Annotated in this window: 7 protein-coding genes; 2 read left to right on the forward strand and 5 right to left on the reverse strand. The window is 54.4% G+C overall.

Annotated elements, in window-relative coordinates:
- Positions 1-75: 75 nt before the first annotated feature.
- Positions 76-450 carry a succinate dehydrogenase, cytochrome b556 subunit gene (gene sdhC / locus ACNPNW_RS00970; RefSeq protein WP_005005993.1) on the forward strand — a complete coding sequence of 125 codons (375 nt, stop codon included), beginning with the start codon at positions 76-78 and terminating at the stop codon, positions 448-450.
- Positions 451-1,746: 1,296 nt separating this feature from the next.
- On the opposite strand, the gene ACNPNW_RS00975 is transcribed toward sdhC, so the two are convergent.
- The 5 genes from ACNPNW_RS00975 to ACNPNW_RS00995 all read right to left on the reverse strand — a co-directional run bounded on the left by ACNPNW_RS00975 (position 1,747) and on the right by ACNPNW_RS00995 (position 4,445).
- Positions 1,747-2,028 carry a DUF427 domain-containing protein gene (locus ACNPNW_RS00975; RefSeq protein WP_003464986.1) on the reverse strand — a complete coding sequence of 94 codons (282 nt, stop codon included), beginning with the start codon at positions 2,026-2,028 and terminating at the stop codon, positions 1,747-1,749.
- A gap of 67 nt (positions 2,029-2,095) precedes the next feature.
- Positions 2,096-2,368 (reverse strand): glutaredoxin 3, encoded by a 273-nt coding sequence (gene grxC, locus ACNPNW_RS00980; RefSeq protein WP_005005995.1) that lies wholly within the window; start codon positions 2,366-2,368, stop codon positions 2,096-2,098.
- A 453-nt stretch (positions 2,369-2,821) separates the two neighbouring features.
- Complete coding sequence (locus ACNPNW_RS00985) at positions 2,822-3,568, reverse strand: ferredoxin reductase (protein WP_002118292.1); 747 nt, start codon at positions 3,566-3,568, stop codon at positions 2,822-2,824.
- Entirely contained in the window at positions 3,561-4,163 is a 603-nt protein-coding gene (locus ACNPNW_RS00990; protein WP_003464980.1) for a sulfite oxidase-like oxidoreductase, read from the reverse strand. Before ACNPNW_RS00990 ends, ACNPNW_RS00985 begins: the two co-directional genes overlap by 8 nt.
- Before the next feature lie 156 nt (positions 4,164-4,319).
- Entirely contained in the window at positions 4,320-4,445 is a 126-nt protein-coding gene (locus ACNPNW_RS00995; protein WP_256380712.1) for a hypothetical protein, read from the reverse strand.
- Between the two features lie 185 nt (positions 4,446-4,630).
- Here ACNPNW_RS00995 and ACNPNW_RS01000 point away from each other — a divergent pair, with 185 nt between their 5' ends.
- On the forward strand, positions 4,631-5,101 hold the full coding sequence (locus ACNPNW_RS01000; protein WP_003464979.1) for a TlpA family protein disulfide reductase: 471 nt from the start codon (positions 4,631-4,633) through the stop codon (positions 5,099-5,101).
- Positions 5,102-5,335 lie beyond the last annotated feature (234 nt).

Raw genomic sequence — 5,335 nt, forward strand, 5'->3', positions numbered from 1 at the left:
ATTTTTGTTACAGCTGCTATGATGAATGAGATCGAAAACTGAAATCCCCCACTAGAATTGTTGACTGGAGTCAAAATGAATAAAAAGCGGCCGGTTAATCTTGATATTCGAACCATTCAGCTTCCTCTCACGGCGCTTACATCGATTCTGCACCGGATTTCAGGAATTATGCTCTTTATTTTTCTGGGACTGATACTGTATATGCTGAGCAAATCGTTGGAGTCAGAAAAGGGTTTTAATGAAGTCAAGGAGATTTTTTCTTCACCTTTCGGCAAAGTTAGTTTCTGGTTGGTATACTCTTCATTTATTTATCATCTCGTAGCCGGAATTCGACACCTAGTTATGGATGTGGGTGTTGGTCATACTTTGAAAGGCAGCAATCGCGCCTCTACTATTGTTTTAGTAGTGTCGGGTGTTTTAATGGTTGCTGGCGCCGTATGGATTTGGTAGCTGTGGAGTCGTAATGCGTATTTACAAGGACTAAAAGCGTCCTTTAAAGCTAACTTACGAAAGTATTTATAATCGACGGTTCACGCTTAAACGGTTGAATCCTTTCGGGCTTCCGAATAGCTGTTAGCTGAAAGCTATCATGAGCTAAGTTTTCTGTGCATCATCAAATGTGTTAATGGGAGCGCCATAGTACTAGGTACAAATATGGCTCTAGGACAATGTTAGATGTTTTGGATTTTGAGGCGGATCGCTCTTATCGAAGATCGTCTAATTCGCTCTGAAGCGCAGGTTTTTTGAAACTATCACCTGGTTGGCACACTGTGCGAATCAACATCAGATATGAGAAAGCCAATCAGGTGAACACTACCCTCGAGGGCTCATCTGTCCAGTTAAAGCCTCGAGTCTTTCTGGGTGCGCAAAAGACAAGAAGGTTATATGGGAAAATTATGAGGCCTGGATACCATGCGTCATGGGCGTGCCGATGCTGTGAGTGACAGAGCGAGAAGCAAGTGAAAGTCCCTGAAGTAGGGGCGGGATGCGCCCGAGTGGCATTTTTTGTCTTAAGGTAGATCACGTAGCTGTTCTTCAGAATAATCTTCAGAGCGTTGACGACAGCCATCGCTGTGCATTCCTCAAGAATAGAATGTGTCGGAAGGGTGGCGTCATTGGTGTTAGTCATCGCTTAGGATTTCTCAATCTGGCTTACACGGGCGCCTGTACCGATATCCCCGCGGATGGCGACGTATCGATGTTGAATTCCTCGCCAGACGAAGTGCAATGAGCTGCGGCTATAGGCTTGCGCAGCCTTAGATAGCCGGCCGTCGCAGGCGCGCCGGTTGGCCGGGATCTTCTTCTGCCCGTCAGGTGTCCGGTCGGAACTCCAGCACGAACGCTACGACCTTTTCGGCGGACATTTCGCACGGCTTCAACAATGTCCTATCTGATGTAACGCGGAAGAGGTTGAAGCTGACAATGTCAGTCCCGTCCAACTCCCTGGCGAACAGACTGTTGCGACGTCCGTCCCCAGATCGCCGGACGATCAAGCTGAAACGCCGGCCTTCATAAGTCCCTTCTCTGTATCCCTCCGCAAGCTTCGCGAAAGCGGCATCGAACTCGGAATGCTCCATGTCATCCATCCTTATTGATAGAACAGAGGCGCGGCGGGTGCGAGACCGCCAGTGCCGGGTCGCGCTAAGGTGCCGGGCAGATTCCTGCAGCCGACGAGGCCCGGGGTGGGCAGGATAATTGAGATGTCGGCGCCCGCATGGCTATCAGCGAAGTCGTCCGTCCAGTCTGCTAGGCAACGTCCACGCCTTTCCAGAAAGCGATGTAATCCCGGATACCCTCGGCATCCGGAGTGGGGGCGGGATAGGTCCAAGCGGCGTTCACGTTGAGCGCGTCACCCGCGCGAACATGAAAGAAGCGCGCGGCGCCTTTGATCGGACAGACAGATGTGTGCGGGCTCATCTCAAGCAGGCTCAGGTCGACTCCTGACGGTGGGAAGTAGTGATTTCCCTCGACGATGACTGTTTCGTCGCTTGTGGCGATAGTAGTGTCTTTCCAGATGGCTGAGACCAACGGACTCTCCTTTTGTATTCATCAACCGGCGAAGGCTCGCGGGCTGGCTGCCCCAAGCCGCACCTCCTCAGGTGGCAGGCGGGTTGCGCCCGAGAAGTTTGTCGAGCTCGCCTCTGACATCGAGCGCGAATAGCTCATCGGAGCCACCGATAAGGGTGCCATTGATGAAGATCTGCGGCACGGAGCTTCGCCCCGACGCTTCCGCCATGGCCTGCCGGTGAGCCGGATCCGCCTCAATATCGAGCTCCTTCCATCGCACGCCCTTTTCCTTGAGGAGCGCCTTCGCTCGGCGGCAGAACGGGCACCAATTCGTGGTGTACAGCAATACATCAGTTGTCATATTGCATCTCCGGCAGTTGCACGCGGATCGCTGTCATGGCGTTGATCTCCAATTCGCGGCGTTCAAAGATGGCGACTGCACCTTGGCCGACATCGGAGCAGATGCTGACGATTGGCCGCTATCCAGGCGACATGGCCCAAAGTGCTTTCACCGCCAGGCAGAGGCCGCACGCGCCTCCTGTAGCGCCGAGCCGATGCTCTAAGGTAACCGAGCCTCGATTGGGACGGAAGCGGTCCCGCTCGAATCGCCCATCATGCTGGTCGAGCATATCAGGACGACGGATAGTGCAGGAACTTTCAAATTGAGCTTGATGTCGAGCCAGGTATCGCGAGCGAAGGCGTTCTAGAGGCCGGGGGGTACGAAGACTGTGTTCGGCAAAACGGTTCACGTTGATCGCCAAAGCTTCCCAGGGCGCACGTCTACGATCGGCGCGACGTGAGATAGCTCGCGCCGCTAGCCCCCGTAGCGCTCCGTCTTGATGATGGAGGCGTCCAAGCCCGCCAGCAGCGCGCTATCGGTTGCGATGTTGACGAATCCGTTAGACCCGCAGACGAACACTTGCGTCGGCTTTCCCTGAAGCCTGGTTAGAATTTCTTGGACCATCATGCCGTCGATCCGTCGCGCAAAGTCCGATGCGCGAACCGGTTTCTCGCGCGTAATCGCGAGCGCCAGGACGAACGCCGGATCGCTGATTTCGATGCAATGAAGTTCTTCTGAGAAGAGAACGTCCTCGGCGGTTCGTGCGGACAGGAGCAACGCTGTCGGAACGGCTTGGGCCAATGCGCGGCGCTGCCGGATCATTGCCATCAACGGCACGAGGCCGGAGCCTCCCCCGATCAACAGAACCGGATCTATGGCAGGCTCAGGCCAAAGGAAATGGCCACCGAGCGGACCGCGAACTTCGATTTCGTCACCAATCGCCGCGATGTCGTGAAAAAACGGCGAAACTTCGGCATCCGGCATGCGCTCGATAGCTATCTCGACGATCGGGGTCGAAACTGCCGATGACGCGATCGAGTAGCTGCGCATTGCACTGTAGCCGTCGGGCGCGGTCAGCCGGATATCGACGTGCTGACCTGCGGTGTGCGCGAACGGCTTGCTCAACCGAAGGAAGAAGCTCTTGATACTCGGTGTTTGCTGGATGATGTCGTCGATCACGCATGATTGCCACGAACGGACTTGCGCTTCGTTTTCAGTCATGGGTGTATCGTTGTTCGCGCCACGGATCGCCGTAGATGTGATAGCCGTGCAGCTCCCAAAAGCCGGCCTCGTCACGCGTCGTGAATTGCAGCGCATTCACCCATTTGGCGGATTTCCAGAAGTAAAGGTGCGGCACTAGAAGACGCGCCGGCCCCCCATGATCGCGGGAAAGTGGCTTGCCCGCATAACTGAGGGCGACCATCGCTTTCCCGGAAAGCAGATCCGTCAGAGGGACGTTTGTCGAATAATTATCGTAGCAGTGCGCCAAGACGAAATCGGTAGGCCGATCAAGCTCTGCATCTGCAAGGATGTCTTCAATGAGTACACCCTCCCAAACGGTATCCAGTTTGGACCAAGAGGTGACGCAGTGAATATCCTTTGTCACCTGGGTCTTTGGTAGAGTGTTGAATTCGCCCCAATTCCACGTTTTGACGGGCTTCGGACCAATTTTGACTGTGAATTTCCAGTCGGAGGGCTCTACCCTCGGCGTAGGGCCGGCCGACAGAACAGGGAAATCCTCCACCAGATGCTGACCTGGCGGAATCCGATCGGACTGGTCGCCTGAACCGCGACCGGTGAAACCTCTGGTGACCATAGTGACCCCTCTTGCTCGATACGGCAGACCGAAGCCGGCCTTCATTTCAGTACTCTGCGTAAAGCATTTGCCCGCACATCCGCCGAATAAGCCAATCGACTAAAAATCAGATACAGATGCTCTATCATCGTAAAAAATCGCGTATCGAACATAGCGTCAGGCCAGCATGATTCCCAATACCCAATGGCTATAGGGTAGATAACCCCAAGGCTGCGTACGCTGATCTGCGGTATGCGGAGCGGAAGTTGCAGGTTCGCTCTCAAACGGATGGGCAGCGTGCAAAGCTCAAGGCTCACCAGCGCATGGTTGCCCAGTTCGCGCTCGCCGGCAGCTTGAGTATATTAAGGACGAAATGTCGATCTGATCTATTCTGGCTTCAGGAAATAGGGAAAATAAGGTCGGACGTTCGCGCACCGTCGCGACGCGCGATCATCCACTAAGCTTCTGTATCGGGGTTGGAGGATCAGATGAACGAGATCGAACGACAAGCGCCTGAGCTGCGGGTGCAAAAATGGATTGGCAAAGATGGGGAAAGTATCGCGCCGTTCAAACTGTCAGATATCGGGCCCGGCCCGAAAATCTTGTTTGCCTTCCAGCATTGGTGCCAAGGTTGCCATTTGCATGGGTTTCCGACGCTACAAAAGTTGCATGCAGCGTTGAGCTCAAAAGACGTGGGGTTCGCAGTGATCCAGACCGTCTTCGAAGGAACGCATGAGAATACCTTCGAGAAGTTGCGCGTGAACCAGCTCAAGTATGAGCTTCCTATCGTTTTCGGTCACGACGAGCAACCGACCGGCTCGCCGTTTCCAACCTTCATGGAAGACTACCGCACACGAGGAACTCCGTGGTTTACGGTTATCGACGCTGGCGGTAGCATTGTTTTCTCGGACTTCCATCTCGACGCGGAGCGACTAGTGAAGCAACTTGAGCAAGGTTAATCGTTGGAAGGTGGGCAATCATCCTGATTGCCACCCATCCCCTGATGCCCACTACAGGCGTTGCGCGCTGTAACTCTGTTGATCAGCGTGCGAAAACCCGGATCCGGATAGGAGGAGCGTCAACGATTGAATCAATCCGTTGGGAGAGGGCGGCTCCGCTCCGTCAGCTCGGCAATAGATAACCCATTCTCGCCGAGCAACTCTCTGATCCGATCGACGATATGAGCCCCTAGC

Source organism: Acinetobacter endophylla, assembly GCF_053543775.1.

Coding starts and splice junctions, on each gene's coding strand:
- grxC (WP_005005995.1), bottom strand. CDS start 2,368: ATGACAACTGATGTATTGCTGTACACCACGAATTGGTGCCCGTTCTGC.
- ACNPNW_RS00985 (WP_002118292.1), bottom strand. CDS start 3,568: ATGACTGAAAACGAAGCGCAAGTCCGTTCGTGGCAATCATGCGTGATC.
- ACNPNW_RS01000 (WP_003464979.1), top strand. CDS start 4,631: ATGAACGAGATCGAACGACAAGCGCCTGAGCTGCGGGTGCAAAAATGG.
- sdhC (WP_005005993.1), top strand. CDS start 76: ATGAATAAAAAGCGGCCGGTTAATCTTGATATTCGAACCATTCAGCTT.
- ACNPNW_RS00990 (WP_003464980.1), bottom strand. CDS start 4,163: ATGGTCACCAGAGGTTTCACCGGTCGCGGTTCAGGCGACCAGTCCGAT.